Origin of the sequence: Methylosinus sp. R-45379 (assembly GCF_001644125.1) — a bacterium.
In the GTDB taxonomy this organism is placed as follows: Bacteria; Pseudomonadota; Alphaproteobacteria; order Rhizobiales; family Beijerinckiaceae; genus Methylosinus.
The window spans coordinates 58,633-84,092 of the sequence record NZ_LUUM01000309.1 but is presented as its reverse complement, the minus strand read 5'-3'; the positions used below and the strand labels follow the sequence as shown (position 1 = coordinate 84,092).

Genomic DNA, 25,460 nt, shown 5'->3' with positions numbered 1-25,460 from the left:
ATGACAACCGAAACAAAAGAAGAGCAGGACCCAACAGATTTTTTCAAGGGACTCGTGGGGCTGATTTATATTTCGACAGGCGTGTTTTTGGGAATAATGCATTTGCTTAAAGCAATTAATTTTGTAGATACATTTGGATTTCTAGCATTATATTCTATTGTTATAACTTACTTTGCGCTGACTGTTTTATTTATATCATATATAATATATACTAATTTAGATATTTTTCGAAAATACGTTATGACGCGCTATGTAAAAAATGGCGACGCCGGTATGAAAATTTTACTTACTTTTGTTTTTTTAATTGTTTTGGCAGCAGTTGTGCTTCCGACTTGGAAATTTGGGTTCTTGCAAATAATAAGAAACTTTGTTGAACGTGGCGAATCGAGAGTTTTGGTTACAGTACACTTAGCAATTGCGTTTTTAGTGTTCGCTTCTTGGTCTGGTGTCTGCGTTCTCGATATCTCTAGAAAGAACGCAGAGCCGAAGAATTGACCATTTCTATTCCAGAGGATTTTATAAGAGGGATGAAATCCACGGACAGAGCCGTCGCAGGCGCGATTACGTGGTTTCCACGATTTGCCCTCGCGCCGCGCATTTCCGAGAATCGCGCCAGCGAGCAGTGTCGCGTGCGCGTAGCCTGGGAGGGCCGCCTCCCCCGCGCCGCGACCGGCGGGAGGATGCAATGGCCAATCTGAATTTCGACGATTTTCGCGATCTCGGAAAATATCAGCTCGACGCCTTCAACACCGCGACCAGCTCGACGGCCAAGAGCCTGCGCGCCATAGCGGAGGAGGCGACCGACTACTCCAAGCAGTCGCTCGACAATAGCCGCAACTATTTCGAGAAGCTGCTGCGCGTGCAGAAGATCGACGACATCATGCAATTGCAGTCGGAATTCTACCGCAACGCCTATGGCGATTTCTTCGCCCGCGCTTCGCGCGTCGGCGAGCTGTGCTCCAACCTCGCCAAGGAAGCCTTCGTCTCCGCCCAGAGCGCGGGAGAGCAGGCGGCCAAGGCGAACCAGGAGGCGGCCAGCAAGATCATCGCCGACATCAGCGAGCAGACCGAGAAGCTCGCCGCCAAGGCGCGCGAGGCGGGCAAGGGGGAGCATTAGCAAAGGCGCCCTTGCGCCGGCGCGCGAGTTTTGCCACATAGGGCGCGGGAGGTTGGCGGTGGACGCTCCACTCGCCAACCGGGTCAGGTCCGGAAGGAAGCAGCCCTAACGAGTTCCGGGCGGGTCTTCGTCCAGCCTCCCACTTTAGGTTTTGCGGAGAATTTTGCATATGAGCGATGCGTCGTATCACGGCTCCTGCCAATGCCGGGCGGTGACATTCGAAGCGACGCTGGACCTCGACCACACCATCACATGCAATTGCTCCCGTTGTCAGCGGATGGGCGCCGTCTTGAGCTTCACGCCCGCGGAAAAATTCCGCTTGAGCTCGGGCGAGGACGCTCTCGGCGAATATCGTTTCAACACGAAGATGATCGCTCACCGATTCTGCAAGATCTGCGGGATCGAGCCCTTCGCGCAGGGCGTGTCGCCGAATGGCGCGCAAATGGTCGCGGTCAACGTCAATTGCCTCGACGGCGTCGATCCGCGCGCGCTGGCGTCGACACACGTCGACGGGCGAAACGTCTAGATTTTCGCCGCATGGCGGTGGATAAGGCGGTCGCGAGCCTTTAGACTTCCGCCATGGATGACGCGATGTTTCCCGATCCGCAAGCCGCCGGCGCGCCTTCCGCCGCCTATCGCGTGCTGGCGCGCAAATATCGCCCCTCCGGCTTCGCCGATCTCATCGGCCAGGAGCCGATGGTGCGCACGCTCGAGAACGCCTTCGCGCTGAACCGCATCCATCAGGCCTATCTCTTGACCGGCGTGCGCGGCGTCGGCAAGACGACCACCGCCCGCATTCTCGCCCGCGCCTTCAATTACGAGCTTCCCGCACAGGACGGCCGCCCCGGCGTCGATCGCCCGACGATCCATATGGACGCGCTCGGCGCGCATTGTCAGGCGATCATCGATTCGCGCCATCCCGATGTGCTGGAGATGGACGCCGCCTCGCACACCGGCATCGACGACATTCGCGAGATCATCGAGAATGCGCGCTATCGCCCTGTGATGGCGCGCGTCAAAGTCTACATCATCGACGAAGTGCACATGCTCTCCAAGGCCGCCTTCAACGGCCTGCTGAAGACGCTGGAAGAGCCGCCGGAGCATGTGAAATTCATCTTCGCGACGACGGAGATCGACAAGGTTCCCGTCACCGTGCGCTCGCGCTGCCAGCGCTTCGATCTGCGCCGCATAGACGCCGGCCTGCTCGCCGCGCATTTGCGCAAGATCTGCGATCTCGAGAGCGTGACGATCGAGGACGAGGCGCTGGCCATGATCGCCCGCGCAGCGGAAGGCTCGGCGCGCGACGCGCTGTCGCTGCTCGATCAGGCCATCGCCCATGGCGCGGCGGGCGGCGGCGCGATCGCCGCGCAGGACCTGCGGCTGATGCTGGGCGTCGCCGACAAATCGCGCGTCATCGATCTCTTCGAGGCGGCGATGAAGGGCGAGATCGCCGCCGCCATCGCTTTGCTGCAAGACCAATACGACGGCGGCGCCGATCCGGCGCAAGTGCTGCTGGAGCTGGCCGAATTCACCCATCTGGTGACGCGGCTGAAGCTCGCGCCGGACGCCGCGCAATCCAATGCGCTGACCGAGGAGGAGCGCCGCCGCGGCGGCGATGCGGCGGGAACGCTCTCCATCTCCGTGCTGACGCGGGCGTGGCAGATTTTGATGAAAGGCGTCGATGAGCTGCGCAGCTCGCCGCGTCCTCTCGCCAGCGCCGATATGGTGCTGGTGCGCCTGACCCATGCCGCCGAAATGCCCTCGCCGGAGGAGGCGCTGCGCAAGCTCGGCTTCGGCCAGGGCGGCGCGCCGCGTCCCGCGCCGGGCTCCGTCCCCGCGGCGGCGCCCGGCGAGCGGCCCCCGGTCGCGTTCGCGCCGGCGCCCAAGCCCGCGGCTTTCTCGCCAGCGCCTTCGGCACTCGCGACCAGCGCCGCGCCGGCCCAGCGCCGCGCCGCGGAGCCATCCCCGTCGGCGGGGGTGAAAATCGCCGATTTCCGCGCCCTCGTGGCCCTGGCGGGCGAGAAGCGCGACATACAATTGAAGATCGCGCTCGAGACGGAAGTTCGCCTCGTGCGCTTCGAGCAGGGGCGCATCGAGTTCGAGCTGGCGCCGGGCGGCTCGACGCGGCTGCCGCAGCTTTTGATGCAAAAGCTGCAGGACTGGACCGGGACGCGCTGGCTGGTGGCGCTCGCCGCCGGCGGCGCGCCGACGCTGCGCGAGGAGGCCTTGGCCCGCGAGAGCGAGAAGCGCTCCGGGATCGAGGCCGATCCGCTGGTGGCGAGCATATTGGCGCGGTTTCCCGGCGCGGAGATCGTCGCCGTGCGCGGCAAGGAGACGGAGCCGGCCGCGACGGCCGGCGCCGAATTGGCTTATGACGACGAGGAGCCGGACGACGTGTGAAACGTCGCTGCGCGAGGAGAGAAATATGCTCGACTTCATGGGACTGATGAAGCAGGCGCAGGCCATGCAATCGAAGATGGCCGAGCTGCAAGGGCAGCTCGAACAGACTCTGGTGGAAGGCGAAGCCGGCGGCGGGCTCGTGAAAGTGGTCATGACCGCCAAAGGCGCGCTGCAGCGCCTCGCCATCGATCCGAGCCTGCTGAAGCCGGAAGAGAGCGACATTCTCGAGGATCTGATCGTCACCGCCCATGCGCAGGCGCGCGCCAAGGCGGAGGAGACGCTCGCCGAGAAGATGAAGGAAGTGACCGGCGGATTGCAGCTGCCGCCGGGGCTGAAGCTGCCGTTCTGATCGGAGCGAGTAGCGAATAGCGAGTAGACCTATTCGCTATTCGCTACTCGCTATTCGCCACTCACCAGGCTCCCCCCATTGGCCGAACGCATCGCCGGACCTGAGATCGAGCGCCTCGTGCAATTGCTGGCGCGATTGCCCGGGCTCGGGCCGCGTTCGGCGCGGCGCGCCGTGCTGCATCTCATGCGCAAGCGCGAGGAATTGCTCGGCCCGCTCGGCGAGGCGATGCGCGTCGCGCATGAGCGCATCCTCACCTGCACGACCTGCGGCAATATCGACACCAGCGATCCCTGCGCCATCTGCCGCGACGGGCGGCGCGACGCCGGCATTCTGGTCATCGTCGAGACGGTGGCCGATCTCTGGGCGCTGGAGCGCGCCGGACTGCTGGCGGCGCGCTATCATGTGCTCGGCGGCGTTCTGTCGCCCCTGGATGGCGTCGGCCCCAATGAGCTCAACATTGCGAGCCTGATGCAGCGCGTGAGCGAAGGCTCCGTGCGCGAGGCGATCATCGCCGTGAACGCCACGGTCGACGGGCAGACGACGGCGCATTATCTCGCCGATCTTCTGGCCCCGCTCGGCGTGAAGACGACGCGCCTCGCCCATGGCGTGCCGGTCGGCGGTGAGCTGGATTATCTCGACGAAGGCACGCTGGCCGCAGCGCTGGAGCGCCGCACGGCGTTTTGAGGCGAGCCCCCCCGAACGAAAGACCGGGTCGCCGGCGCGCCTGGGGAGGGGTTGCGCCGACGACCCGTAGTCGGGCCAAGTCGAGGATGCGAAAAAAGTCGAGGATTTAGAAAAGTCGGGGCGGCTCGAAACAGGTCAGCGAAGAAAAAGCGCAGGCAGATTCATGCGGTTTCTGTCCGCTCACTTTGCAAATCGCGGCCTTCGCCGCCTTCCTTCTCCCCGCTCGCGGGGAGAGGGAGAATGCGATCACGGCGCGGGGGCGGATTTCGCGCCGCCCGTCGGCGCCTCGGAGACCAGCGCCACCTTGGAGTAGCCGGCGGCATTGATCGCCCCCATGGCCTCGACGACGCGCCCGTAAGGCACGGTCTTGTCGGCGCGCACATGGATGCGGCGGTCCTTGCTGTTGTCGCTGCCGTCGCTGAGCGCGGCGAGCAATCCGTCCGCCGGAACCTCGCGCTTGTCGACGAAGAAGCCTCCGCCCGCGTCGACGCTGACGACGATCGGCGGCTTCTGATCGTTGAGCTGCTTGGCCTGCACCTTCGGCAGATCGACCGGAATGCCGGAGGTCATCAGCGGCGCGGCGACCATGAAGACGATGAGCAGGACGAGCATCACATCGACGAGCGGCGTGACATTGATATCGGCGATCGGCTGAGAATCGAATTCCGAATCGTGCTTACGCAACGCGAAGGCCATGACGCTCTCCCTTGCGCGAAAGATGACGGGACAGCTCGACCTCGAAGACGCCGATGAAGGCGGTCACGCGCTTGCCGTAAGCGCCGATGTCGCCGCTGATGCGGTTGTAGAAGACCACCGCCGGAATAGCGGCGACGAGGCCGAGCGCGGTGGCGAACAGCGCCTCGGCGATGCCGGGCGCGACCACGGCGAGGCTGGTGTTGTTGGAGGCGGCGATGCCTTGGAAGGAGTTCATAATGCCCCAAACCGTGCCGAACAGGCCGACGAAAGGCCCGACAGCGCCGATGGTGGCGAGCCCCGGCAGACGCTGCTGGAGCTGATCGAGCGCGGCGGCGCTGGCCAGCACGGAGACGCGATGCACGCGCTCCTGCAGAGCGTCGCGCTGCCCCTCGGAGGCGACAAGATCGGAAGAGCGCTGATACTCCTCCACCGCGGCCTTGTAGACCTGCGCCAGAGGATCGCTGGCCGGCGCGGCGAGGAAGGCGGGCGCGACCTCCGTCACCGGGAGATCGTTCTGAACGCTCTCGATGAGCGCGCTGGCGCGGCGATGCAGCAGCGACAGGCGAATGAGCTTCTCGGCGATCACGGCCCAACCCCAGGCCGAAGCGAGCAGCAGCAGCACGATGACGGTCTTGACGATCGAATCCGCCTGCAGAAACAGCTCGACCGGTGAGAGGGCGTGGGCGACGGCGGCCGAAGCCGCGCCGATTGCTGAATCACTCATCTTGATTTTCGTCCTTTGTCGGCGAGAGAGACTTTTGCGGCGAGCGTCCTCGCCGCGGCTTTCGAGCGAATTAGAAGACGACGCCGCCGCTGACGGCGAAGACGCGTCCGATCGCCGGCAGCGATCCGCAGCGCGAGCCGACGCGCGTCGCTATGGCGTCCAGCGTGGCGTTGCCGGAGGAGGAGACGATGTTGAATCCCGTCATCGCGCCGCCGGCGCTGAATGTCGCGCGATAGGCGACGCGGCCATGCTTGGGAATAGGCCCGTCCGGCGCCGCGGTGCGCGCCGAGCGCTGCATGCAGGAGAGGAACTGATTGGCGGCGATGGATTGCTGCGCATTGGAGTTGGCCGTCGCGGCCTGCGAAGGCGCGGCGTCCTGGCGCGCGGCGGCGGCGGGGCGCGGCGTCGGCGGCTTTTTCTCCACCACTTTGGGAACGGGCTTGGGCGCCGGCGGCTTCGGCGGCTCGATCGGCGCGACAGGCTCGATCGCCTCGGGCGGCGGCGGCGTGTCGTCGATCTCCTCGGGCTGCGGAATCTCCTCCGGCGGCGGCTGATCGACCGCAGGGCTGGGCACGACGACGAGCTCGAGCGGCTCTTCCGTCGTCGGCTCCGTATGCGGCAGCGCGAAATTCACCGCCGCGGTCAGGAGCAGCGCATAGGCCAGCACCGCCGCGACGCGCACCGGATAATTCGGACGGCCGCCATCGGGCAGCAGAAGCGATTGGGTGGTGCGAAACTCTCCCGTCGTCGTGATCGTTTCCGGCGCCGCAATGAACGCCTCCGCAGCCGCAGCCGTCATGGAATGATCCCCCTCGTGCGAAACATTACCTGCCATTAAAGATTATAATTCCTATAGAAGCAATGGGCTTAATTGCGCCTTTTGTCGATTCGGCGAAATTCGCTCGCTGGCGCCGATCCCGCAGAAACAATGTGCTACGCCGGCGGAAGACGAGAGGCCGTCATTTCGTGTCCGCCAGCCCGATGCGCCGCGCTGCGCCGCGAGCCGCCACGAAAGCGCTCGAAAAGCTGGCTTGAAGCAGATAGCCGCCGGTCGGCGCGTCGAAATCCAGCATCTCGCCGGCGATGAAGACTCCGGGAAGCCTCTTCAGCATCAGATCGTCGTCGAGCTCCGCGAAGCGCAGGCCGCCGGCGCTGGAAATCGCGCGGTCGAGGCCCGCCGTCGCGACAATGGCGAGCGGCAGGCTTTTCACGCGCTCGGCGAGCGCTCCGGCCTCCTGCGGCAATGGCCCGGAGAGGCGCAGCAGCGCGATCTCCGATTTCGTCAGCCGCAAAGTCTTGCGCAGAAATGTCGCGAGCGATTGCTTTTCGCGCGGGCGCGCCAGCCTTTGCGCGATCTCTTCGACGGCGCTGCTCGGACGCAGATCTATGTGCAGCGTCGCGGCGCCGTCGCGCGCGATCGCGCGGCGAAGGCCGGAGGCGAGCGCATAGACGGGGCCGCCTTCGAGCCCCGTTCGCGTGATCACCATGTCGCCGAAGACGCGCTCGTCGCCATGACGCAGAGCGATGGTCTTCAACGGCGTCCCTTCGAAAGCGGCGAGGAATTCCGCCGGCCATTCGACGAGCGCGCCGCAATTGGCGGGCGCGAGCGGCGCGATCTCGATTCCCTTCCCGCGTAAGATTTCGACCCAGCCTCCGTCGGCGCCGAGCCGCGGCCAGGAGGCGCCGCCCAGCGCCAATATCGTCGCATCGGCGGCGATGGCGCGCCGCTCGCCCTGCGCATTCTCGATCAGCGGCTCGCCGCTCTCCGAAAATCCAAGGAAACGCGCGCGCGTTTCGATGCGCGCGCCATTGGCGGAGAGCCGCCCGAGCAACGCCCGCAACAGAGGCGAGGCCTTGAAGCTCTCGGGAAAGACGCGCCCGCTCGAGCCGACGAAGGTCGTTTCGCCGAGCTCGGCGCAATAGTCGCGCAGGCATTGCGGCGGAAAGGCGCGGATGATCGGGCCGAGCCGATCTGCGGCTTCGCCATAGCGGGCGATAAATCTATCGAGCGGCTCGCTATGCGTGATATTGAGGCCGCCGCGCCCGGCCATCAGAAATTTGCGGGCGACGCTCGGCTTGCGCTCATAGACGGTCACGCTCGCGCCCTGCCGCGAGAGCAGGTCAGCGGCGAGGAGGCCGGCCGGTCCGCCGCCGATGACGACGCAATTCGGCGAAGAAGGGGCGAGCGGGATGGCGCGGGCTCCGATGCGAAAACAAGGACAGGCGCGCTGGTTAGCACGCCGACAGCATGAGAAGGAAATCCATGCGCGAAGGCGCCGCAGAAATCGCTTTGGTCGAAGAGGAAGACGATATTCTGTTCTCCTTCGAGGTTCCGCCGGAGGCGGCGGGGGCGCGGCTCGACCGCTTCCTCGCCGAGCAGCCGGAACTCGTCGCCGCCCATCTCTCCCGCACGCGGCTGAAAGCCTTGATCGAGGATGGACGGCTGACGATCGGCGCCGCCGCCGCGCGCGACGCCAGCCGGCGTCTCGCCACGGGCGATTCCATCACCCTCGCCGTGCCGCCGCCGGAGCCCGCCGAGCCGCAGCCCGAGAATATTCCGCTGAATGTCGTGTTCGAGGACGCGCATCTGCTGGTCGTCGACAAGCCCGCCGGCCTCGTGGTGCATCCCGCTCATGGCCATGAGACCGGGACGCTGGTCAATGCGCTGCTCGCCCATTGCGGCGCGAGCCTCTCCGGCATAGGCGGCGTCAAAAAGCCCGGCATCGTGCATCGCATCGACAAGGACACGTCGGGCCTGCTGGTCGTCGCCAAGACCGACGCGGCGCATAAGGGCCTGTCGCGCCTCTTCGAGGATCACGGCCGCAAGCTGCATCTGGTGCGCGAATATCTCGCCTTCGTCTGGGGCGCGCCGGAGCGTCGCCATGGCGTGATCGAGGCGCCCATCGGCCGCCACTCGACGCAGCGCGAGAAAATGGCCGTCGTGCCCGAGGAGCGCGGCCGCGAGGCGGTGACGCATTGGGAGCTGGTCGAGAGCTTCGGCCCCGCTTCGCTGGTGGCCTGCCAGCTGGAGACCGGCCGCACGCATCAGATTCGCGTGCATATGGCGCATACCGGCCATCCGCTGATCGGCGACGCGACCTATGGCGCCGGCTTCAAGACCAAGACCGCCCTGCTCTCCCCCGCCGCCCGCGCCGCCGTGGAGACCCTTGGGCGTCAGGCGCTGCACGCGGCCTCGCTGGGCTTCACCCATCCGGTGACGCGCGAGGAGCTGATGTTCGAGAGCGAATTGCCGGAAGACCTCGCGGCTTTGCAGAAGGCGCTCGCAACGAGCTGACCCGCGACGACGAGACGACGAGCCATGCCGATTCCGATGGAGTATCAGCACGCCTCCGAGGAGTTCGAGCGCTTCCTGCGGCTCGTCGTCGAGCGAACGGGGCTGACGACGCGCAATCAAGCCTATACGACGGCGCAGAGCGTCCTGCTGACATTCCGCCGGCGCCTCGAAATTTCGGACGCCATTCGCTTCGCCGGCGCGCTTCCTCCAGTGCTGCGCGCGATCTTCGTCGCCGATTGGGACATGGGGGAGCCGCCGCGTCCATTCTCGTCCCGAGCGGCGCTGACGGAGGAAGTCCGATCATTGCGACGAGACCATAATTTTTCGCCCGACAGCGCCATCGTCGATGTCGCCGGCGCTCTGCGCGCCTGCGTGGATGGGGCGGAATTCGATCGCGCGCTGTCGGCGCTCCCGCCCGGCGCCGCGGAGTTCTGGCGCGTCGCCCCGCCCGGCTGAGTGTTTCGTTCCGCCTCACGGCCGCAAGCGCGGCTCGGCGGCGATGCAATCGGCGAGAAAATCCATGACCGCGCGAACCGCCGGCGAGCGGCGCAGATCGGGATAGGCGATCAGCCAGAGATCGCGCTTGGGCGGCGGCGGCTCGATCGGCAAGCGCGCGAGCGCCGGATCGTCGTCGCCCATGAAATCGGGAAGAACAGCAGCTCCCGCTCCGGCGCGCGCGGCGGCCTGCTGGGCGAAGAGATCATTGGCCTCGAAGACGATTTTGCGCCCGCCGGCGAATTTGCGGAGCCAGCGCTGCTGCGCCAGATGGCCGAGCGATTCGTCGAAGCCGACGAACTCCCATTCCTCAGCCGGCCGCCGCGCGACATCGGCGCTGGCGTAGAGACCGAAGCGCATGGCGCCGACGCGCCGCGCGACGGCGCTCTCCTCCTCCGGCCGGCTCATGCGGATCGCAATATCCGCCTCGCCGCGATCGAGCGCCGCGAAGCTGGCGGAGGCGAGCAGCGCCACGCGCAATTGCGGATGGAGGCGCTGCAACGCCCCTATGCGCGGCGCGACGCAGAGCGTCGCCAGCACCGGCGGAAGCGAGACGCGAACGGAACCGGCGAGCGTCAACGACGCCCCGCGCGAGCGCCTCAGAACTTCCTCGGCGATCGCCTCCATGCGCTCCGCCGTCGCCGCTATCGCCGCGCCATCTTCGGTGAGCGGCCGGCTGCGCGGCAGACGGTCGATCAGCCGCAGCCCCAGCGACGCCTCCAGAGCGGCGATGCGGCGTCCGACCGTCGCATGGTCGACCTCGAGCTCGCGCGCCGCGGCGGACAACGAGCCGCAACGCGACAGCGCCAGAAAAAAGCGGAGGTCTTCCCAATCCATCGGGGAATTATCGCACAGATCTTGTGAGCGCTCGCCGAATTTTCGCTCCATCGACGAATCGCTATCGTCGCCGCGGCGATCAACGAAGGAGCCGCAAATGTCTCGCATCATTCGCTTTCATCGTCTCGGCGGCCCGGAGGTTCTCCAGATCGACGAGATGGAGCTCGGCGCGCCGAAACCGGGCGAGATTCGCCTGCGCGTCCGCGCGATCGGCCTCAATCGCGCCGAATCCATGTTCCGCTCCGGCGCCTATATCGAGGCGCCGCGCCTCCCCTCGCTGCTCGGCTATGAGGCCTCGGGCGAGATAGAGGCGATTGGCGAAGACGTGACGGGCTTTTCCATCGGCGACGCTGTGAGCACGATGCCGGCTTTCTCCATGACCGAATATGGCGTCTATGGCGACGCCGCCATCGTCCCCGCTCATGCGGTGGTGAAACATCCAAAATCGCTGTCTTGGAGCGAGGCGGCGGCGATCTGGATGCAATATCTCACCGCCTATGGCGCGCTGGTCGAGATCGGCGGCGTCTCCGTCGGCGATGCGGTGATCGTCACTGCGGCGTCGAGCAGCGTCGGCCTCGCCGCCATACAGATCGCCAGAGCCGCCGGCGCGACGCCGATCGCCGTCACACGCAAGAACGCCAAGCGCGAGGCGTTGCAGAAAGCGGGCGCGAGCCATGTCGTCGTGACCGAGAGCGAAGACCTCGTCGAAAAGACGCAGCGCATCACCAAAGGCGAAGGCGCGCGTCTCGTCTTCGATCCGATCGGCGGACCTTGCGTCGAAGCGCTCGCCGAAGCCGCGGCCGTCGGCGGAACCATTTTTCTCTATGGCGCTCTATCCAGCGAGCCGACGCCTTTTCCCTTGTTCGCCGCCATTCGCAAGCAGCTCACGCTGCGGGGCTACACGCTGTTCTCGGTGACGCGCGACGCGCAAAAGCGCGAGCGCGGCGTGCGCTTCATTCTGGACGGATTGGCGGCGGGTAGCCTGCGGCCCATCATCGCGCGCAGCTTTCCGCTCGAGAGAATCGTCGAGGCGCATCGCTTTCTCGAGTCGAATGAGCAGATCGGCAAGATCGTCGTCACGGTCTGAGCGGGCGCAGGCGCAGCGCGTGACACCGCGCCGCGCCGCGCTAAGTAGCGGTGACGACTTCTTCAAAGCCCCTACGCAGATTACAGAAATTTAACCCGGCGGCCATTTGGCGCTTAGCGAAGAGCCATCTTTCGGCCATGCTCGGATCGGTTTATATTGAGGCGTTGCGGCCGGCGCTCGCGGTCGCGCATTACGGGTTCGCCGCATTTCGGGAGCCCGTCAGGAGGTGATCAATGGCGAACGCCCTGCCCATCGTCTCCGGCGAAAGCGGCCTCGCGCGCTATCTCGCCGAAATCCGCCGGTTCCCCATGCTGGAGCCGCAGGAAGAATATATGCTCGCAAAGCGCTGGCGCGAGCACGAAGATCCGAAAGCCGCGCAAAAGCTCGTCACGTCCCATCTTCGGCTCGTCGCCAAGATCGCCATGGGCTATCGCGGCTATGGACTGCCGATCGGCGAGATCGTGTCCGAGGGCAATGTCGGCCTGATGCAGGCGGTAAAGCGCTTCGAGCCGGACCGCGGCTTTCGCCTGGCCACCTACGCCATGTGGTGGATCCGCGCCTCGATCCAGGAATATATCCTGCGCTCCTGGTCGCTCGTGAAAATGGGCACCACTGCGAGCCAGAAGAAGCTGTTCTTCAATCTCCGCAAGGCCAAGAGCAAAATCTCGGCCTTCGAGGACGGCGATCTCACGCCCGAGCATGTCGCGACGATCGCCACCCGCCTCGGCGTCTCCAAGCAGGACGTCATCGAGATGAACCGCCGCATGGCCGGCGACGCCTCGCTCAACGCGCCGCTGCGCGAGGAAGGCGAAGGCGAGTGGCAGGACTGGCTGGTCGATGACGCCTCCACCGATCAGGAGCATGTGCTCATGCATCAGGAGGAGAGCAATAATCGACTCGACGCGCTGCGCGGCGCGCTGACCGTGCTCAACCCGCGCGAGCGCCGCATCTTCGAGGCGCGTCGTCTCTCCGACGATCCGGTGACGCTCGAGGATTTGTCCGAGGAGTTCGGCGTCTCTCGCGAGCGCGTGCGGCAGATCGAGGTCCGCGCCTTCGAGAAGGTGCAGTCCGCGGTGCGCGCCGGAATTGCGCGGCTCGAGGCGATGCCCGCGGCCTCGCTCTGACGCTAGGGCAGAGAGCGGCGTAACGCTCTCGCGCCGGCTGACGAAATAGGAGCGGCGGACCCATGAGGGCCAGCCGCTCTTTCTTTTTGCCCGAGGCGCAAATGCTGATTCGTCATTCGCCCGATATCGCCCCATCCGAGATCACGCCGCGCTCCCTCTATCTGCGGCGGCGCGAGTTTCTCGCCGGATTCGGCGCGAGCCTCGCTTTCGCGGGCGCGGCGCAGGCGACGCCGCTCGTCGCCACGCGTAGCCCTTTCTCGACGAGCGAGCCCAAGACGCCGCGGACGGATGTGCTCGCCTATAATAATTTCTACGAGTTCGGCGGCCGCAAGAGCGATCCGGCCGACAACGCCCATACGCTCACCACCAAGCCTTGGAAGGTGCGGATCGACGGGCTCGTCGCCAAGCCCGCCGACTTTCTTCTCGAGGACCTCATCGAGCCGCATGCGCTGGAGGAGCGCGTCTATCGCATGCGCTGCGTCGAGGGCTGGTCCATGGTCATTCCCTGGATCGGCGTGCAGCTCTCGGAGATTTTGAAGCGCGCCGAGCCTTTGGGCTCCGCCAAATATGTCGCCTTCGAGACTCTGGTGCGGCCGGAGGAGATGCCCGGCCAGAAGGGCCTGCTGCAGCTTCTGCCCTGGCCCTATGTCGAGGGGCTGCGGCTCGACGAGGCGCTGCATCCGCTCACAATTCTCGCCGTCGGCCTCTATGGCGAGACGCTGCCCAATCAGAATGGCGCGCCGCTGCGGCTCGTGGTTCCGTGGAAATATGGCTTCAAGGGCATCAAATCCATCGTGCGCATATCGCTGGTGGAGACGCAGCCCAAGACGTCCTGGAACATTCAAAATCCGCGCGAATACGGCTTCTATTCCAACGTCAATCCAAACGTCGACCATCCGCGCTGGAGCCAGGCGACAGAGCGGCGAATCGGCGAGGGCGGGCTCTTCGCCAAGCGGCGGCCGACGCTGATGTACAATGGCTATGCCGATCAGGTCGCCTCGCTCTATGGCGGCATGGACCTCGAGCGGTATTTTTAAAATGCGCGCCGCTCTCCGCATCCCGAAGCTCGCCGTCTATGTCGCGGGCCTGGTCCCGGCGGCATGGACCTTTTATCTCGGCCTTCAGGACCAACTGGGGCCGGAGCCGATCAAGACGCTCGAGCAGGAGCTCGGGCTCTGGTCGCTGCGCTTTCTGCTGCTGTGCCTGCTGATCTCGCCGCTGCGCCGCGTGGCGGGCGTCGATCTCTTGCGCTATCGCCGCGCGCTGGGGCTGCTCGCCTTTTATTATGCGGCGCTGCATCTTTCCGCCTATGTCGCGCTCGACCATGGCTTTGACTGGCCCGCCATCGGCCGCGATATTTTGAAGCGGCCCTATGTGACGATCGGCATGGCGGCTTTCGTCATCCTCGTCCCTCTGGCCGCGACCTCCAACAACGCCGCGATCCGCCGGCTCGGGGCCACGGCCTGGGCGCGGCTGCACAAGCTCGTCTATGTCGCGGCCATATTGGCGGCGGCGCATTTTCTGCTGATCGTGAAATCCTGGCCAGCGGAGCCCCTGCTCTACGCCGCGGCGACCGCCGCGTTGCTGGCCGTGCGGGCGTTTCCATCCGTGCTGCGCCACGCGAGACGCGCGGCGGAGAGCGTCATTCCCGGCAGGCCGCAGGCCTAACCGGGCTCCTGAGCAGCGTTTCCCGTCGAAGGGCCGCCGCCCGTGTGCTACATTGTGGCCCAAGGAGACGAGCCATGACCAACACCGTCGTCCGTGCGCGCATCGACGAGCATGTGAAAGAGGAAGCCGCCGCCGTTCTGGCGACCATCGGCTTGACTGTGTCCGACGCTTTCCGGCTCATGATGGTTCGGATCGCGACGGACAAGGCGTTGCCGTTCGAGCTGCTCGTGCCGAACGCCGAAACTATCGAGGCTATGAAGGCCGCTCGCCGTGGCGAGCTCGTCGATGTCGGCGCCGTCGAAAACCTGCTCGGAAGCCTGAACGAGGGCGATTAAATATACCTCGCGCTTCCGGCACGATTATCGGCGCGAACGGTCAGGGGTATTGGGCAAGAAAATCGATCAACTGCTTTTGGACGCCGTCAACCTTCTGGCTGCAGATCAGCTGTTGCCAGCGCGATATTGCGACCATGAATTGATCGGGGAATGGAAGGATCACAGAGATTGCCACCTTCGCCCCGACCTATTGCTCATATACCGCAAGCCTGACGCTGAAAGGCTGGAATTGGTGCGCCTCGGCTCACACAGCGAGCTTGGATTCTGAAAGCCCGGAGCTTTCCGGCCGTGCGGCCCTGCTCCAGGCGTCGCCTCAGCGCGTCGGAACGGGCGTGCCGCTGCGGTAATCGTAGAAGCCGCGCTGCGTCTTGCGGCCGAGCCAGCCGGCCTCGACATATTTCACCAGCAGCGGACAGGGCCGATATTTCGAATCGGCCAGCCCCTCGTGCAGCACCTGCATCACCGAGAGGCAGACGTCGAGGCCAATGAAATCGGCGAGCTGCAGCGGCCCCATCGGATGATTGGCGCCGAGCTTCATCGCCGTATCGATCGCCTCCACCGAGCCGACGCCCTCATAGAGCGTGTAGATCGCCTCATTGATCATCGGCAGCAGGATGCGATTGACGATGAAAGCCGGAAAATCCTCCGAAACAGTCACCGTCTTGCCGAGCTCGCCGATGAACTGCTTGGCCGCCTCGAAGGTCTTATCCTCGGTGGCGATGCCGCGAATCACCTCGACGAGCTGCATCTTCGGCACCGGATTCATGAAATGAATGCCGATGAACTGCTCCGGCCGTCCCGTCACCGCGGCGAGGCGGGTGATGGAGATGGAGGAGGTGTTGGTGGCGATGAAGGCGCCCGGCCGCAGCTTGGGGCCGAGCTCGGTGAGGATGCCGCGCTTGACCTCCTCATTCTCGGTCGCGGCCTCGATCACGAGGTCGCTGTCCGAGAAAGCGGCGTAATCCTTGGCCGGATGGATGCGGGCGACGGCGGCCTTGCGGGCCTCCTCGTCGATCTGGCCGCGCTCCACCGCCTTGGCGAGATACGTCGCTATGTCGTCCAGTCCGGCGGCGATGCGGCTCTCCGACAGGTCGTTGAGCGCCACGTCGAAACCCGCGACCGCGCAGACCTGAGCAATGCCCTTGCCCATCTGCCCGGCGCCGACAATGCCGATCTTGCGAATTTCAGAGCCCATCTTTCGAACACCACCAGCGAGAAGCGGGACGCTTCCAATTCAGTATAGCGCGCGTTCGGCCTTTGTGAAAACCGGCGTTTGCACCGCAGCGAAACAGGCCGCTTCATCACCCTGGCCTGGGAGGGCGTCAATCCCGGCGGGCCGCCGGCCCGACCGGGAATCGAGAGCGGCGCCAGATATTTGCGACGTCGCCCCCACCGGCTTCCGCCGCTCGCTGCGCGCGCGAGCGGGAATGGAGCCCCAAACCCCTCAGCGGCCGGCCTTGGCCAGCTCGGCGTCGAGCTCCTTCAAGGTCGGGAAGAGATCCGCCACCAGGCCGTAATCGGCCACCTGGAAGATCGGCGCCTCCTCGTCCTTGTTGATCGCCACAATGACCTTGGAGTCCTTCATGCCGGCGAGATGCTGGATCGCGCCGGAAATGCCGATGGCGACATAGAGGTCGGGCGCCACCACCTTGCCGGTCTGGCCGACCTGCAGATCATTGGGCGCGTAGCCGGCGTCGACCGCCGCGCGCGAGGCGCCGATGGCCGCGCCGAGGCGGGTCGCCACAGGCTCGATATATTCCTTGAAATTCTCCGAGCTCGCGAGGCCGCGGCCGCCCGAGACGATGATTTTGGCCGCCGTCAGCTCAGGCCGCTCGGATTTGGCCAGCGTCTCGCTCTTGAAGCTCGACACGGCCGGATCGGAGCCCGCGCCGATCGCCTCGATCGCCGCCGAGCCGCCCTCGCCCGTCGCCGTGAAGGAGGCGGTGCGCACGGTGATGACCTTTTTGGCGTCCTTGGACCGCACGGTCTGAATGGCGTTGCCGGCATAAATCGGCCGCTCGAACGTGTCGGCGGAGATAATCTTGATGACGTCCGACACCTGCGCCACATCGAGCAGGGCGGCGACGCGCGGCAGCACATTCTTCGAGCTGGAGGTCGAAGGCGCGAGAATGGCGTCATAGGCGCCGGCGAGGCCGACGATCAGCGCCGCCAGCGGCTCGGCCAGATGATGACCATAGGCCGCGCTGTCGGCGACGAGCACCTTCTCGACGCCCGAGAGCTTGGCCGCGGCCGCGGCCGCCGGGCCGACATTCTCGCCCGCGACGAGAATATGGACGCCGCCGCCGATCTGCAGCGCCGCGGTCAGCGCCTTGGCGGTGGAGGGGGCGAGCGCGGACTCTGTGACTTCCGCGACGATGAGCGCCGTCATTTACAGAACTCCCGCAGTCTTGAGCTTTTCCAGCAATTCGGGGACGGAGCCGACCTTGATGCCGGCCTTGCGGGCCGGCGGCTCGGCCGTCTTCAGCACCTCGAGGCGCGGCGTGATGTCGACGCCGTAATCGGCCGGGGTCTTGGCCGCGACCTCTTTCTTCTTCGCCTTGATGATATTGGGCAGGCTGGCGTAGCGCGGCTCGTTGAGGCGCAGATCCGTCGTCACCACGGCTGGCAGCTTCAGCGTCACCGTCTGCAGGCCGCCGTCGACCTCGCGCGTTACATCCACGGAACCGTCGGCGATCTCCACCTTGGAGGCGAAAGTGCCCTGGCCCCAGCCGAGCAGAGCGGCGAGCATCTGGCCGGTCTGATTGCTGTCGTCGTCGATCGCCTGCTTGCCGAGAATGACGAGGCCGGGAGCCTCCTCGGCGACGATCTTCGCGAGAATCTTGGCGACAGCCAGCGGCTCGACCAGCTCGTCGGTCTTGACGTGAATGCCGCGGTCGGCGCCGATGGCCATGCCGGAGCGCAAAGTCTCGTCCGCCTTGGCCGGGCCGATGGTGACGAGCACGACTTCCGTCGCCTTGCCGGCCTCTCTCAGGCGAATAGCCTCCTCGACGGCGATCTCGTCGAAAGGATTCATCGAAAATTTCACATTGGCGACGTCGACGCCCGAACCGTCCGGCTTGACCCTGATCTTCACATTGTAGTCGACCACCCGTTTGACGGGCACGAGAACCTTCATCGCGCAACTCCCGGCGAGATTGACCTTCGTCTCGATTGTTTCGAAAAATCGCGCTCTGTGGCCGAAAGGCCCCGATCGGCTTTTTCGAGCGCCGCGTCGAGAACGAATTAGCGCCGCGCGGCGCGAGGCGCGCGCGGAAAGCTCGGAAGACGTTCTGGTAGCCTCGGCTCGCCGCCCTGTCAAACCCGCGCGCGCCGAAACCTCCGGCGCCGCGAGCGCTCAGCCGGCGCGAAGCTCGGTCGCAGACACGGCCATTGCTAAAATTGCGGCTCAGATCCACAGCCAGGGGGCGACGACGCGCGCCAGGGCGCGGAGGCGGCGCTTGGCGCGAATGGGCGCGGAATCATAGTCGGAATCGTCCCGCGCGGCGTGGCCGGAGGCCGGGCATTCGATCGGCCAGCGCAGCGTCAGGCCGTCATCTCCCCGCCGGCCGCGCAGCGGCGCGATCACGCGCGCGACGAATTCTTCCAGCACGAGTGGCGGCGCGATCATCTCGTCGCGCCGCTCGAAGAAATGCTCGAGGTAGAAATCCTTCGCAAAGAGCATCAGCTCCGTGCGCGCCCGCAAAGGCGCCCCGCCTTCCTTGGAATAGGCGCGGCGGAAATCGGCGGCGAAGCGGCGATCCTCCGGCAGATGGTCCATCAGCGCGGAGAGCCGCTCGAAGGTCAGCCTGCCGGTGACTTTGAAAAAGCGCTCGCTCTGCGCGAGCAAACGGCTGCTTCGGCAGGCGTGATCGACGATTCCGAGCTCCGAATAGCCATAATGGAGGCCCTCCGGCCGGTGATTGCCGTCGAAGCCGATGATCTCGAGCGGCCGCCCGGTCTCGCGGCGAAGCGCCTCCGCGTCCAAAAAAGAGAGATCGGCGCCGGAATTCTCGCAGAACACCACGCCTGAGATGCGCGCGTCCGGCAGCCGCATGAAAAACTGCAATGCGTTCCGATAATCGCTTTTTCTCACCTCGAGATCGCGCCGCGCGATCTCGGGGGCGTAAGCGCCCGGATCGACGGTCGCGGTCAGCAGCAGGACGGTCGGCCGGGTCATCATCTCCGATCGTCTCAGCCCCAGGGGCCGTGGAAAGGCCACGGGCCGAACCATTGCACGCCGCGCCGCTTGAACAGCGGCGTCAGAATGAGCCCGGCCAATATGCCGCCGATATGCGCCCACCAGCCGACATGGCCCTGATCGTCGGTGAAGGCGTTGAAGAGCTGAAAAAGAATCCATGTGCCGACGAAGAGCGAGGCGGGCGCATGGATGGGGATGATGCCGGCGACGAGGCCGAAAATCGTCGAGCGCGGATAGAGCAGGATGAAGGCCGCGCAGACGCCCGAGATCGCCCCCGAGGCGCCGACGAGCGGCGTGATGGTGAGCGGCGCGCCCACAGCGAACAGCATGGCGGCGGAGACGCCGCACAGAATATAGAAGATGAGATAGCCGGCCGAGCCCATGGCGTCCTCGACATTATCGCCGAAGACATAGAGAAAGATCATGTTTCCAGCGAGATGGCCGAGCCCGGAATGGAAGAAGAGGCTGGTCAGCAGCGTCCACTCGGGTCCGGGGGTGACGATCCAGGGGGCGAGCTCGGCGCGGCCGAACAGCACCGCCGGTATTAGGCCGAAGCCGCGCACCACAGTGAGCGGATCGCCGAATGATTCGCTGAACACGGCGACGAAGACGAAGATGTTGAGCGCCATCAGCGTCCAATTGACATAAGGCCGCCGCACATAATGGAGCGGCGCGTCGTCATGTAGCGGCAGCACCATCTCGACCATTCTCCCTCGGCTGCGCCGCCACTGATCCCGGATGCCGCTCGGCCTCGACCCAATTTATAGCGCGGCCCGAGCTCTGGCCAATATGGGGCCAGCGCGGGAGAACGCGAGGCCGCGCAGCCCGGCAATGTCGAGGGCCAGCACTGCGCCGCAATAGACGAAGCCGCCGACCCCGACCTGCAGGAGCAAGGTGAGAATGCCGGGCTCGAGGCCCGCGAGCGGATGCAGCGCCAGAACCATCGCCCCGGTCGCCGCCAGCGCGCCGAACATGTCGCGTCCGCGCGGCCATTGCGGCGAGGTGCGCGCTGCGAACAGCACCAGCGCGACGAGCGCCGCCACATAGGCGAGGCATTGGGCAAGGGCGAGGCTGGAGGCGTCCGCGCCGCGCGGCAGCGCCAGGGCGAAGCAGAGGCCCGCGACCACGGCGACCGAGGCCGCGCCGATGAGCGGCGCCGTCTTCTTCTCGATCTGAAACACGGGATTGATAGCGAATTGAATCAGCCCCATGGCGAAGAGGCCGGGCAGCAGAAGATCGAGATAATGGCCGAACGGCCCGCGAAATTGCGGCGGCACGATCAGCGCCTCGATCGAGGGCATTGTGAGCCAGATTCCGGCGCAGGCGGGCAGCAGAAAGGCCGCGACGATCGTCATATTGCGGGCGATCTGCTCCTTGCCCTTCTCGGCCCCGTGACGCTCATGGGCGGCGACGGCGATCTGGAACAGCAGCACATCCAGCGCCGAGCCCATAGCGAAAATGGCGCGAATGCCGAGATCATAGGCGAGCGAGAATTGCCCCGTCTCGGCGAAGCCGTAATAGGCGGTGACGAGCGCCCGCGCCGCCAGCGGCACGGATTGATAGAGCATGTTCGCCGCGACGATGGGCGCGCTATAGGCGACGAGCGTGCGCGCCGTCGCCATGCGCGCGCCGCGCGGCGAGGCGCCGGGGTCCTTCAGCGAGGCGCGCGCGGTGAGCACGGCGCCGAAGAGGCTGGCGAGGCTGCCGGCGATCGCCATTCCCGCCGAATGAAAGACGAAGGCGCCGCCGCCAGTGAGGGCGAGCGCGAGAATATTCTTGGCGAGAACGACGCGGCTATAGCTCTTGTCCTCGAAGCGCGCGCGCAGCAGCGCCGTGGAATAGTCGAACAGCCCATTGATCGCCGCCGTCGCCAGCGCCAGAGCGATGAGAATGTCGCCGAGCGCGAAGGGCGGCGCGATGAAGAGGAAGAGGCCGCCGCAGAGGATGAGCGCCGCCGTGGTCGCGAGATAGGCGAAATCGAGCGTCGAACGAATGGCCGGCTCCGCCTCGCGCACGCGCGTCGAATAAAAGCGCGTCGCCGAAAGGCGCATCCAATCGAAAGCGCCGGTCTGAATGACGACGCCGATCGCGAAGGCGAGCGCGAAGCGGCCATATTCCTCCGGCCCGAGGAATTTGGCGACCAGCAGGCCGATGAGGAAGTTTGCGACTGTGTTGGCGAGGAAGGCGGCGAGAACCTTCACTTCGTCGCTCCGAGGGATCGCGTCTCCAAGAATCGCGGCAAAAAGTCGAGCATATCGGACCGCGCGCGAAAACCAGCCGGCTCTTCGCTCTTCGCCACCTCATCGATGAGCTCGGCAAAGAGGATTTTGCGGCCTCCTTTCTCCGCCCAGCCGACGAACCAGCCGAATTGGCGATCGGCGCTCGGGCCGTGCGGACCCGTGGGTGTTCCGGTTCCAGTCTTGCCGCGCGCGAGCCCGCCGTCGGCGAGCCGAAAGCTCGGAATGATCGCGACCGTCTGGTCGATCGCGCGTCTCGAAAACGGAAGGCGATAGTCGAGCAGCCTGCGTAGAAAAGCGACCTGCTCATCAGGCGAGATCGCCAGAGACGAACTGAGCCAGGCATGAGTGAGGCCGTTGTTGCGACCAGGATCGCCGGAGACGTCGCGATTGCCATACCCGAGTCTCTCGATGGCCTCACTGAAACCTGCGGCTCCGAGCCGCTCGGCGAGTTCCTGGGAATACCAGACGACGGATTCGCTCAGCCAGCTCGTCGGGTCGATCGTCGTTTTCCAGCTCTCGCGCCAAGCTGCGTATTTTTCTTTGTAAGGCAACGCAGGTGAATGCGCGTCGATGAGAAGGCCGGCCTCATAACCGATGAGCGCGAGCGGTATCTTGAAAGTCGAGGCCGGGCTGTTGCGCCGCTCGCATCCGGCGCCTTCCCGCACGAGCGTAGCGCCGGTCTCCGCCTCGACGATGAGGCGGCAGATCGGGGCGGCGGAAGCGGGCGCCGCGAGACAAGCGAGCAGGAAGAGGCCAACTGACAAATCAGCGATCCTCTCGGCGAGGAAAGCGACAGGAACCCTCACTTCGTCTCTCCCTGGCCGAGTCGATTTGCGCGCCCCTTCTCCCACGAGCGGGAGAAGGGGCGCGCACGTAGATAGAGGCTAGCGGCCAGGGACGAAGAAACCCTTACGCCGGCCATTTCCCTGCCGCTGTCAGCTCCCGCAGCGCCTGCGCGTCGCGGGGCGTGACGCCAGGATAATCGGCCTGCGCCGTCGCGGGGTCGAAATATTTCCAGGAGCGCGCGCATTTGACGCCCTCCGCCCGCCGCGGAACCACAGCCACGCCCGCGACCTCGGGCAGGCGGAAAGCCTCGGCCGGCCCCTCCTCCGATCGAAGCGCTATATCCGACACGATGCAGATTTCGGCGAAGTCCACGCCCGTGAGCGCCGCGCGCAGATCGGCGTCCGTCACATGGACGAGCGGCGCCGCCTCCAGCGACGAGCCGATGCGCTTTTGCGCGCGCTCTATCTCCAACGCGCCAGTGACGACGGAGCGGATGGCGCGCAGCTTCTCCCATTTCGCGGCGAGCGCTTCGTCGCGCCAAGCGGCCGGCAAATCGGGGAAGGTCTCGAGATGCACGGAGACCGCGTCGGCGTAGCGCGACAGCCACGATTCCTCCGCCGTGAAGGCGAGGATGGGCGCGAGCCACAAAGTCACCGCGCGGAACACTTCCTCCACCACGGTCAGCGCCGCCTTGCGCTTCACGCTCGACGGCGGATCGCAATAGAGCGCGTCCTTGCGAATGTCGAAATAGAAGGCCGAGAGATCGCTGGTCAGGAAGGGCGTCAGCAGAGCGACGACCTTCTTGTAATCGAACTCCGCATAGGCCGCAGCGACCTCCTCGCCGAGCTCCGACAGACGATGCAGCACGAGGCGTTCCAGCTCCGGCAGATCGGCATAGGCGACGCGCTCCTCGGCGCGATAATGCGCGAGCGTGCCGAGCATCCAGCGGATGGTGTTGCGCAGCTTGCGGTAATTATCGGTGACGCTTTTGAGGATTTCCGGCCCGATGCGCTGATCGTCGCTGTAATCGACGCTCGCCACCCACAGGCGCAGAATATCGGCGCCGGCGTCGGCGATGACCTTTTGCGGCGCGACGACATTGCCTTTCGACTTCGACATTTTATGGCCGTGCTCGTCGAGCGTGAAGCCATGCGTCAGCACAATGTCATAGGGCGCGCGGCCGCGCGTGCCGCAGGATTCCAGCAGCGAGGAATGGAACCAGCCGCGATGCTGATCCGAGCCCTCGAGATAGAGCACCTCATCGGCGCCGCCATCGCGCTTGCGCTTGATTCCCGCGAGGCCGGGGAAATGCACCGGGTCTTCCAGCGTGAAGGAATGCGTCGAGCCCGAGTCGAACCACACGTCGAGAACATCGTCGATCTTCTCGTAGTCGGCAGGGTCGTATTCGGGCGAAAGGAAGCGCTTCGCCGCGCCCTCCTCATACCAGGCGTCGGCGCCCTCCTTCTCGAAGGCGTCCACGATACGGGCGTTCACGCGCGGATCGACGAGAATGTCGTGGCCGCCCTTCTTCACGAAGACCGCGATCGGCACGCCCCAGGCGCGCTGACGCGAGACCACCCAATCCGGCCGATTGGCGATCATGCCGCGGATGCGATTCTCGCCCGCAGCGGGAACCCATTGCGTGCGGGAGATTTCGTCGAGCGCGATATCGCGGAGCGTGGGCGCATTGTCGCCGGGCGCGCCGTCGCCCTTCGCGACAGCGCCGGCATCCTGCGCGAATTTCTTGTCGAGCGCGATGAACCATTGCGGCGTGTTGCGGAAGATGACCGGCTTCTTCGAGCGCCACGAATGCGGATATTGATGCTTCAGCCGCCCGCGCGCGACGAGATTTCCCGCCGCGACCAGCGCCTGGATCACCGCCTCATTGGCGTCGCCCTTGTCGCCCTTTTCGGTCAGCACGCGCTTGCCGGGAAAGCCCGGCGCTTCATCGGTGTAGAAGCCGTCGGCGTCGACCGTATAGGGAATGCGCGCATCGATGCCGCGCTCGGCGAGCATGCGCCCGCTCGCCATCCAAATGTCGAAGTCCTCGCGGCCATGGCCGGGCGCGGTGTGGACGAAGCCCGTTCCCGTATCGTCGGTGACGTGATCGCCATCGAGGAGGGGGACTTTGAAACCGTAGTCATCCTCTGTAGCGAGGGGGTGAAAGCATTCGCCCAAGGCCAAAGTTTTTGGATCGACGCTTTGGACGCGCTCGAAAGCTTCGACCTTCGCCGCCTTGAAGACCTCTTCGGCGAGCTTGTCAGCGAGAATATAGGTCTGTCCAACCTTCGCCCAATTGTTCTCGGGAGCCTGCGTTACTCGATAGAGTCCGTAGGCGATTTTGGACGAAAACGAGATCGCGCGATTCCCAGGAAGCGTCCAGGGTGTGGTCGTCCAGATGACCACAGATGCAGGCAAGGCCTTGTCGCCAACAGGCGCTAGGTCCGCAAATGTGTTCCACTTATCGCGGTCTAATTCGAAGTGAGAACCGACGCCCACAACCTTTCGGCAAGGAAACGCCACGAACACCGTGTCGCTGACATGGTCCTCATACTCCACCTCCGCCTCCGCGAGCGCGGTCTTCTCGACCACGCTCCACATCACCGGCTTCGACCCGCGATAGAGCAATCCATTCTCGGCGAATTTCATCAGCTCGCGCGCGATATGCGCCTCGGCGGGGAAATTCATCGTGGCGTAGGGATTGGCCCAATCGCCCGTCACGCCCAGCCGCTTGAACTCCTCGCGCTGCACCGAGAGCCAATGCCCGGCATAGGCGCGGCACTCCTGGCGGAAGGCGACGATGGCGGTCGGATCGGCGAAGTCGGGCTTCTTCTTGCCCTTGGAGCGGTAATTCTCCTCCTCGATCTTCCATTCGATCGGCAGGCCGTGGCAGTCCCAGCCGGGGACGTAATTGGAATCCTTCCCGCTCATCTGGCGGCTGCGGGTGACGAGATCCTTGAGGATCTTGTTCAGCGCGTGGCCGATATGGATATTGCCATTGGCGTAGGGCGGGCCGTCATGCAGCACGAATTTCGGCCGGCCCTTCGCTGCCGCGCGCAGCTTGGCGTAGAGGCCGATCTTCTCCCAGCGCGCGAGGATTTCCGGCTCGCGCTGCGGCAGGCCGGCGCGCATCGGAAAATCCGTCTGCGGCAGATAGAGGCTCTTGGAGAAATCGGGGCCCTTGTCCTGCTGGGACTTGTCGTCTTGGGCCTTGTCTTTGGTCTTCTCGTTCATCTTATCGGAAACCGCTGCGCTCGCGGGCTGCGCCCCGAGCCGGGGCGGCGCGCGAAAGGGAAGGGAAAACAAGCGGAAGGGCGCCACGAACGGCGCGAGAACCCGGTCGCCGCGCGAGCTTGATCACGCTCGAGCGCGGGCCGGGCCAATAATTCGTATGCTGCGGCGCAGGACCATGGCCCTATCTACCA

General features: G+C 65.2%; 27 protein-coding genes and 1 other RNA gene. 15 read left to right on the top strand and 13 right to left on the bottom strand.

From position 1 onward, the window contains the following. The 7 genes from A1351_RS25030 (at position 1) to recR (ending at position 4,550) form a co-directional block, all read left to right on the top strand. On the top strand, positions 1–495 hold the full coding sequence (locus A1351_RS25030; RefSeq protein WP_134187962.1) for a hypothetical protein: 495 nt from the start codon (positions 1–3) through the stop codon (positions 493–495). A gap of 190 nt (positions 496–685) precedes the next feature. After that, positions 686–1,117, top strand: coding sequence for a phasin family protein (locus A1351_RS22580; protein WP_026599943.1), 432 nt, complete (start codon positions 686–688; stop codon positions 1,115–1,117). Between the two features lie 46 nt (positions 1,118–1,163). Continuing rightward, positions 1,164–1,261: signal recognition particle sRNA small type (gene ffs / locus A1351_RS22575), an RNA gene on the top strand. A 25-nt stretch (positions 1,262–1,286) separates the two neighbouring features. Beyond that, a complete protein-coding gene (locus A1351_RS22570) occupies positions 1,287–1,643 on the top strand; it encodes a GFA family protein (protein ID WP_064033988.1) in 357 nt (118 codons plus the stop codon). Positions 1,644–1,696: 53 nt separating this feature from the next. Next, entirely contained in the window at positions 1,697–3,517 is a 1,821-nt protein-coding gene (locus A1351_RS22565; RefSeq protein ID WP_064033987.1) for a DNA polymerase III subunit gamma/tau, read from the top strand. A gap of 25 nt (positions 3,518–3,542) precedes the next feature. After that, the gene (locus A1351_RS22560) at positions 3,543–3,866 is read left to right on the top strand and encodes a YbaB/EbfC family nucleoid-associated protein (RefSeq protein WP_064033986.1); all 324 of its coding nucleotides are present in this window, start codon (positions 3,543–3,545) and stop codon (positions 3,864–3,866) included. 78 nt (positions 3,867–3,944) lie between these two features. Continuing rightward, on the top strand, positions 3,945–4,550 hold the full coding sequence (gene recR, locus A1351_RS22555; protein WP_018267060.1) for a recombination mediator RecR: 606 nt from the start codon (positions 3,945–3,947) through the stop codon (positions 4,548–4,550). 246 nt (positions 4,551–4,796) lie between these two features. On the opposite strand, the gene A1351_RS22550 is transcribed toward recR, so the two are convergent. The 4 genes from A1351_RS22550 to A1351_RS22535 all read right to left on the bottom strand — a co-directional run bounded on the left by A1351_RS22550 (position 4,797) and on the right by A1351_RS22535 (position 8,126). Then, positions 4,797–5,246, bottom strand: coding sequence for a biopolymer transporter ExbD (locus A1351_RS22550; RefSeq protein ID WP_024878378.1), 450 nt, complete (start codon positions 5,244–5,246; stop codon positions 4,797–4,799). Next, on the bottom strand, positions 5,227–5,970 hold the full coding sequence (locus tag A1351_RS22545) for a MotA/TolQ/ExbB proton channel family protein (protein ID WP_064033985.1): 744 nt from the start codon (positions 5,968–5,970) through the stop codon (positions 5,227–5,229). The genes A1351_RS22550 and A1351_RS22545 overlap by 20 nt, the downstream gene beginning before the upstream one ends. 70 nt (positions 5,971–6,040) lie before the next feature. Beyond that, positions 6,041–6,769: an energy transducer TonB gene (locus A1351_RS22540; RefSeq protein ID WP_064033984.1), complete on the bottom strand. Its 729-nt coding sequence runs from the start codon at positions 6,767–6,769 to the stop codon at positions 6,041–6,043. Positions 6,770–6,929: 160 nt separating this feature from the next. Then, on the bottom strand, positions 6,930–8,126 hold the full coding sequence (locus tag A1351_RS22535) for a TIGR03862 family flavoprotein (RefSeq protein WP_245291712.1): 1,197 nt from the start codon (positions 8,124–8,126) through the stop codon (positions 6,930–6,932). Positions 8,127–8,233: 107 nt separating this feature from the next. On the opposite strand from A1351_RS22535, the gene A1351_RS22530 reads away from it, so the two are divergent. Further along, positions 8,234–9,265 carry an RluA family pseudouridine synthase gene (locus A1351_RS22530; RefSeq protein ID WP_064033982.1) on the top strand — a complete coding sequence of 344 codons (1,032 nt, stop codon included), beginning with the start codon at positions 8,234–8,236 and terminating at the stop codon, positions 9,263–9,265. A gap of 24 nt (positions 9,266–9,289) precedes the next feature. After that, the gene (locus A1351_RS22525) at positions 9,290–9,721 is read left to right on the top strand and encodes a DUF2267 domain-containing protein (protein ID WP_064033981.1); all 432 of its coding nucleotides are present in this window, start codon (positions 9,290–9,292) and stop codon (positions 9,719–9,721) included. Between the two features lie 15 nt (positions 9,722–9,736). Here A1351_RS22525 and A1351_RS22520 read toward each other — a convergent pair whose 3' ends face one another. Next, positions 9,737–10,597: a LysR family transcriptional regulator gene (locus A1351_RS22520; protein WP_064034034.1), complete on the bottom strand. Its 861-nt coding sequence runs from the start codon at positions 10,595–10,597 to the stop codon at positions 9,737–9,739. A gap of 97 nt (positions 10,598–10,694) precedes the next feature. Here A1351_RS22520 and A1351_RS22515 point away from each other — a divergent pair, with 97 nt between their 5' ends. From A1351_RS22515 to A1351_RS22490, 6 genes are all read left to right on the top strand, one after another. After that, positions 10,695–11,684, top strand: coding sequence for a zinc-dependent alcohol dehydrogenase family protein (locus A1351_RS22515; RefSeq protein ID WP_064033980.1), 990 nt, complete (start codon positions 10,695–10,697; stop codon positions 11,682–11,684). 233 nt (positions 11,685–11,917) lie between these two features. Then, positions 11,918–12,808 carry an RNA polymerase sigma factor RpoH gene (rpoH, locus tag A1351_RS22510; protein WP_026599937.1) on the top strand — a complete coding sequence of 297 codons (891 nt, stop codon included), beginning with the start codon at positions 11,918–11,920 and terminating at the stop codon, positions 12,806–12,808. 101 nt (positions 12,809–12,909) lie between these two features. Then, positions 12,910–13,845, top strand: a complete 936-nt coding sequence (msrP, locus tag A1351_RS22505; protein ID WP_064034033.1) for a protein-methionine-sulfoxide reductase catalytic subunit MsrP — start codon at positions 12,910–12,912, stop codon at positions 13,843–13,845. Continuing rightward, the gene (msrQ, locus tag A1351_RS22500; RefSeq protein ID WP_064033979.1) at positions 13,814–14,476 is read left to right on the top strand and encodes a protein-methionine-sulfoxide reductase heme-binding subunit MsrQ; all 663 of its coding nucleotides are present in this window, start codon (positions 13,814–13,816) and stop codon (positions 14,474–14,476) included. The genes msrP and msrQ overlap by 32 nt, the downstream gene beginning before the upstream one ends. A gap of 74 nt (positions 14,477–14,550) precedes the next feature. Further along, on the top strand, positions 14,551–14,811 hold the full coding sequence (locus A1351_RS22495; RefSeq protein ID WP_024878367.1) for a type II toxin-antitoxin system RelB/DinJ family antitoxin: 261 nt from the start codon (positions 14,551–14,553) through the stop codon (positions 14,809–14,811). After that, a complete protein-coding gene (locus tag A1351_RS22490; RefSeq protein WP_064033978.1) occupies positions 14,807–15,079 on the top strand; it encodes a type II toxin-antitoxin system YafQ family toxin in 273 nt (90 codons plus the stop codon). Before A1351_RS22495 ends, A1351_RS22490 begins: the two co-directional genes overlap by 5 nt. A 45-nt stretch (positions 15,080–15,124) precedes the next feature. Here A1351_RS22490 and A1351_RS22485 read toward each other — a convergent pair whose 3' ends face one another. The 8 genes from A1351_RS22485 to ileS all read right to left on the bottom strand — a co-directional run bounded on the left by A1351_RS22485 (position 15,125) and on the right by ileS (position 25,269). After that, positions 15,125–16,006: a 3-hydroxybutyryl-CoA dehydrogenase gene (locus A1351_RS22485; RefSeq protein WP_024878365.1), complete on the bottom strand. Its 882-nt coding sequence runs from the start codon at positions 16,004–16,006 to the stop codon at positions 15,125–15,127. A 249-nt stretch (positions 16,007–16,255) separates the two neighbouring features. Then, positions 16,256–17,200: an electron transfer flavoprotein subunit alpha/FixB family protein gene (locus A1351_RS22480; protein WP_064033977.1), complete on the bottom strand. Its 945-nt coding sequence runs from the start codon at positions 17,198–17,200 to the stop codon at positions 16,256–16,258. Then, positions 17,201–17,947 carry an electron transfer flavoprotein subunit beta/FixA family protein gene (locus tag A1351_RS22475; RefSeq protein WP_024878363.1) on the bottom strand — a complete coding sequence of 249 codons (747 nt, stop codon included), beginning with the start codon at positions 17,945–17,947 and terminating at the stop codon, positions 17,201–17,203. 270 nt (positions 17,948–18,217) lie between these two features. Then, positions 18,218–18,991, bottom strand: coding sequence for a hypothetical protein (locus tag A1351_RS25025; protein WP_024878362.1), 774 nt, complete (start codon positions 18,989–18,991; stop codon positions 18,218–18,220). Between the two features lie 11 nt (positions 18,992–19,002). Continuing rightward, entirely contained in the window at positions 19,003–19,716 is a 714-nt protein-coding gene (locus A1351_RS25020) for a rhomboid family intramembrane serine protease (RefSeq protein WP_245267208.1), read from the bottom strand. Between the two features lie 54 nt (positions 19,717–19,770). Beyond that, positions 19,771–21,210, bottom strand: a complete 1,440-nt coding sequence (locus A1351_RS22460) for a lipopolysaccharide biosynthesis protein (protein WP_024878360.1) — start codon at positions 21,208–21,210, stop codon at positions 19,771–19,773. Then, a complete protein-coding gene (gene blaOXA / locus A1351_RS22455) occupies positions 21,207–22,013 on the bottom strand; it encodes a class D beta-lactamase (protein WP_024878359.1) in 807 nt (268 codons plus the stop codon). Before blaOXA ends, A1351_RS22460 begins: the two co-directional genes overlap by 4 nt. 145 nt (positions 22,014–22,158) lie before the next feature. Beyond that, the gene (gene ileS / locus A1351_RS22450; protein WP_064034032.1) at positions 22,159–25,269 is read right to left on the bottom strand and encodes an isoleucine--tRNA ligase; all 3,111 of its coding nucleotides are present in this window, start codon (positions 25,267–25,269) and stop codon (positions 22,159–22,161) included. Positions 25,270–25,460 lie beyond the last annotated feature (191 nt).

What these genes read in the sequence shown, in the direction of transcription:
- A1351_RS22515 (WP_064033980.1), top strand. Translation starts at nt 10,695, where the DNA reads ATGTCTCGCATCATTCGCTTTCATCGTCTCGGCGGCCCGGAGGTTCTC.
- A1351_RS22525 (WP_064033981.1), top strand. Translation starts at nt 9,290, where the DNA reads ATGCCGATTCCGATGGAGTATCAGCACGCCTCCGAGGAGTTCGAGCGC.
- A1351_RS22550 (WP_024878378.1), bottom strand. Translation starts at nt 5,246, where the DNA reads ATGGCCTTCGCGTTGCGTAAGCACGATTCGGAATTCGATTCTCAGCCG.
- A1351_RS22530 (WP_064033982.1), top strand. Translation starts at nt 8,234, where the DNA reads ATGCGCGAAGGCGCCGCAGAAATCGCTTTGGTCGAAGAGGAAGACGAT.
- A1351_RS22485 (WP_024878365.1), bottom strand. Translation starts at nt 16,006, where the DNA reads ATGGGCTCTGAAATTCGCAAGATCGGCATTGTCGGCGCCGGGCAGATG.
- ileS (WP_064034032.1), bottom strand. Translation starts at nt 25,269, where the DNA reads ATGAACGAGAAGACCAAAGACAAGGCCCAAGACGACAAGTCCCAGCAG.
- rpoH (WP_026599937.1), top strand. Translation starts at nt 11,918, where the DNA reads ATGGCGAACGCCCTGCCCATCGTCTCCGGCGAAAGCGGCCTCGCGCGC.
- A1351_RS22560 (WP_064033986.1), top strand. Translation starts at nt 3,543, where the DNA reads ATGCTCGACTTCATGGGACTGATGAAGCAGGCGCAGGCCATGCAATCG.
- A1351_RS25030 (WP_134187962.1), top strand. Translation starts at nt 1, where the DNA reads ATGACAACCGAAACAAAAGAAGAGCAGGACCCAACAGATTTTTTCAAG.
- A1351_RS22475 (WP_024878363.1), bottom strand. Translation starts at nt 17,947, where the DNA reads ATGAAGGTTCTCGTGCCCGTCAAACGGGTGGTCGACTACAATGTGAAG.
- A1351_RS22540 (WP_064033984.1), bottom strand. Translation starts at nt 6,769, where the DNA reads ATGACGGCTGCGGCTGCGGAGGCGTTCATTGCGGCGCCGGAAACGATC.
- A1351_RS22495 (WP_024878367.1), top strand. Translation starts at nt 14,551, where the DNA reads ATGACCAACACCGTCGTCCGTGCGCGCATCGACGAGCATGTGAAAGAG.
- A1351_RS22520 (WP_064034034.1), bottom strand. Translation starts at nt 10,597, where the DNA reads ATGGATTGGGAAGACCTCCGCTTTTTTCTGGCGCTGTCGCGTTGCGGC.
- A1351_RS22565 (WP_064033987.1), top strand. Translation starts at nt 1,697, where the DNA reads ATGGATGACGCGATGTTTCCCGATCCGCAAGCCGCCGGCGCGCCTTCC.
- A1351_RS25025 (WP_024878362.1), bottom strand. Translation starts at nt 18,991, where the DNA reads ATGATGACCCGGCCGACCGTCCTGCTGCTGACCGCGACCGTCGATCCG.
- A1351_RS22480 (WP_064033977.1), bottom strand. Translation starts at nt 17,200, where the DNA reads ATGACGGCGCTCATCGTCGCGGAAGTCACAGAGTCCGCGCTCGCCCCC.
- A1351_RS22570 (WP_064033988.1), top strand. Translation starts at nt 1,287, where the DNA reads ATGAGCGATGCGTCGTATCACGGCTCCTGCCAATGCCGGGCGGTGACA.
- msrQ (WP_064033979.1), top strand. Translation starts at nt 13,814, where the DNA reads ATGGCGGCATGGACCTCGAGCGGTATTTTTAAAATGCGCGCCGCTCTC.
- A1351_RS22580 (WP_026599943.1), top strand. Translation starts at nt 686, where the DNA reads ATGGCCAATCTGAATTTCGACGATTTTCGCGATCTCGGAAAATATCAG.
- A1351_RS25020 (WP_245267208.1), bottom strand. Translation starts at nt 19,716, where the DNA reads ATGGTCGAGATGGTGCTGCCGCTACATGACGACGCGCCGCTCCATTAT.
- A1351_RS22545 (WP_064033985.1), bottom strand. Translation starts at nt 5,970, where the DNA reads ATGAGTGATTCAGCAATCGGCGCGGCTTCGGCCGCCGTCGCCCACGCC.
- msrP (WP_064034033.1), top strand. Translation starts at nt 12,910, where the DNA reads ATGCTGATTCGTCATTCGCCCGATATCGCCCCATCCGAGATCACGCCG.